This window comes from Agromyces binzhouensis (assembly GCF_004135055.1).
Lineage (GTDB): Bacteria > Actinomycetota > Actinomycetes > Actinomycetales > Microbacteriaceae > Agromyces > Agromyces binzhouensis.
The window spans coordinates 1-2,463 of record NZ_SDPL01000447.1; the positions used below are offsets into that span (position 1 = coordinate 1).

The 2,463-nt window shown below is 74.8% G+C and carries 4 protein-coding genes; 2 read left to right on the plus strand and 2 right to left on the minus strand.

Annotation, left to right across the window (positions count from 1 at the left end; genetic code table 11):
• Both ESO86_RS15470 and ESO86_RS15475 read left to right on the plus strand, forming a co-directional pair.
• A partial coding sequence (locus ESO86_RS15470) for an anti-sigma factor (RefSeq protein ID WP_165308002.1) occupies positions 1-401 on the plus strand: 401 nt, incomplete at its 5' end.
• 70 nt (positions 402-471) lie between these two features.
• Entirely contained in the window at positions 472-1,203 is a 732-nt protein-coding gene (locus ESO86_RS15475) for a lysoplasmalogenase (RefSeq protein ID WP_129235770.1), read from the plus strand.
• On the opposite strand, the gene ESO86_RS15480 is transcribed toward ESO86_RS15475, so the two are convergent.
• On the minus strand, positions 1,172-1,543 hold the full coding sequence (locus ESO86_RS15480) for a protealysin inhibitor emfourin (RefSeq protein WP_207207177.1): 372 nt from the start codon (positions 1,541-1,543) through the stop codon (positions 1,172-1,174). The genes ESO86_RS15475 and ESO86_RS15480 overlap by 32 nt on opposite strands.
• A gap of 10 nt (positions 1,544-1,553) precedes the next feature.
• A partial coding sequence (locus tag ESO86_RS15485) for a M4 family metallopeptidase (RefSeq protein WP_165308004.1) occupies positions 1,554-2,463 on the minus strand: 910 nt, incomplete at its 5' end.

The following is a 2,463-nucleotide window of genomic DNA, read 5'->3' on the forward strand; positions in this document are numbered from 1 at the left end:
GCCTGCTGGCGGGGATCGGCATCGGCGTCGCCATCGACGGCGGCCCCGCGGGGCCGGAGGCGACGACGGTGCTCGCGAGCGCCGAGCTCGACGCGTTCCCCGGCTGGGACGCGGTCGGCTCCGCCACGGTCGAGCAGGACGCGGCCGGGGAGCGCACCATCCGCGTCGACCTCGCGGCCGACGTTCCGGAGGGGGAGGTGCGCGAGGTGTGGCTCATCCGCGGCGACGCGTCGGGCCTCGTCAGCCTCGGCCTGATGGACGGGGACACGGCGCGCCTCGTCGTCCCGGCCGGCATCGACCTCGACGAGTACCCCCTGGTGGACGTCTCGGCCGAACCCGTCGACGGTGATCCCGCGCACTCCGGCGACTCGATCGTGCGGGGCGAGCTCCGCACGGCGTGAACCGCGGCCGTCGGCGGCGAACCGGTGGATCGCCGCCGACCCGACCCCCGTACTCGAGAGGCACGATGACGTGACCCCCGGCATCCCCGTCGCCGCAGCCCGTCCTGGGACGGACGGCCCGCCGCCCCGGCCGCTCGCACGCGCGGGCCGCCGACGGCTCATCGTGGCGTTCGCGCCCTATGCGGCGCTGAGCCTCGTGCACCTCGTCGTGCTCGTCGGCGGCGGCGACGGCACGGCGGTGACGGCGACGAAGCTCCTGCTGATGCCCGCACTCGTCGTCGCGGTGCTGCTCGCCCGACCCCGGGGGTCCGCGGCCGCCCGGCTGCTCGTCGCGGCGCTCGTCCTGTCCTGGGGCGGCGATGCGCTGCTGACGGGCTCGGGCGACGGATGGTTCGTGGCCGGCCTGCTGTCGTTCCTCGCCGCGCACGTCGCCTACGTCGTGCTGTTCGTCCGGCTGAGCGCGGGCGGTCGCCGGCTTCCGTGGTGGACGCTCGCCTACGCGGCCTGGTTCGCCGGCTTCCTGGCGCTCCTCGCCCCGGGCCTCGACGGGCTGCTCGTCCCTGTCGCGGTCTACGGTGCGGTGCTCGGCATGATGGCCGCGCTCGCGGGCGGACTCGGGGGGCTGGTGGCCCTCGGCGGTGCGCTGTTCGTGGTCTCCGACTCGGTGCTCGCGCTCGGTCGGTTCCTGCCGGGCTACGAGTTCGCCGCCCACGACCTCGTCGTGATGTCGACCTACCTGGCCGCGCAGGGGCTCATCGCGCTGGGCGTGCTCACCCGGCGGGCGACGCGTCCGGATCGATGACGGGCGTCGTCGGCTCCACGGGCCCGGGCGTCGGCCGCGGCGCGGCGCGACCGTCGGCGCTCGGGCGTCCTCGCGACGGCTCGGCGACATCCCGGACGCGATCGACGAGATCGCGCCAGGGACCCGTGACCTGGCGTTCGGCGAGCGTCGCCTCGTGCGGCTCGCACCGGATGCGGTAGGTGTACCGATCGGGTTCCGGCGGCGCGGGCGGGGTCTCGCTCCACGGCAGGCGCTCGACGAGGAGCACCCACTCCTCGGGGTCGGGCTGGTCCTCGACCTCGACGGTCCACGTGAGCCGCAGCCCGGCGAGCCCGCCGCTGCGGGAGACCTCGACCTCCATGCTCCGGATGCTACTCCGGTTCGACTCCGACGGCGCTCCAGCCGCGGGCGACCGCCTGGGCCTCGCGCGAGTCGTCGCCGTAGCGCTCGCGTGCGGCGGTGAGCGTCGCCGCCGCGAACACGGAGAACCCGTCGTTCGGCCTCAGTGCGCCGCCGGTCAGTGCGTCGTACCAGATGCGACCGGCGTGCTCCCACGCGAAGCCGCCGAGCTCGACCGCCGCGAGCGCGAACGCGCGGTTCGGGATGCCGGAGTTGAGGTGCACGCCGCCGTTGTCGGCGTCGGTCACGATGTAGTCGCGGAAGTGGGCCGGCTGCGGGTCGCGGCCGAGCACGTCGTCGTCGTAGGCGGTGCCGGGTTCGAGCATCGAGCGGAGCGCGCGGCCCTGCACGAGATCGGTGAAGATGCCCTCGCCGATGAGCCAGGTGGCCGCACCGGCGTCCTGTCCCATCGCGTACTGCTCGGTCAGTGCGCCGAACACGTCGGAGACGTGCTCGTTCAGGGCGCCGGACTGGTCGCGGTAGCGCAGGCGCGCCGTCATCTCGGTGACGCCGTGCGCGAGCTCGTGCCCGATGACCGAGATCGACTGCGTGAACCCGCGGAACACCTCGCCGTCGCCGTCGCCGAAGACCATCCGCTCGCCGTCCCAGAACGCGTTGTCGTAGTGGTCGCCGAAGTGCACCGTCGCCTCGAGCGGCGCCCCCTCCCCGTCGATCGCGTCGCGTCCGTACACGCGCTCGAAGAGCGCCCAGACCTCGCCGAGCCCGTCGTAGGCCTGGTCGACCGCGATGTCGCCCGTCGCCGGCTGCCCCTCGGTGCGGACGAGGTGGCCGGGAAGCGACTCGGCGCCCTGGGCGTCGGAGATCCGGCGATCGGGCGCGGGTTCGGGTGCGGCGCCCTCGGCGGGCGCGCGCTCGGCGTCG

What these genes read in the sequence shown, in the direction of transcription:
- ESO86_RS15480 (WP_207207177.1), bottom strand. Translation starts at nt 1,543, where the DNA reads ATGGAGGTCGAGGTCTCCCGCAGCGGCGGGCTCGCCGGGCTGCGGCTC.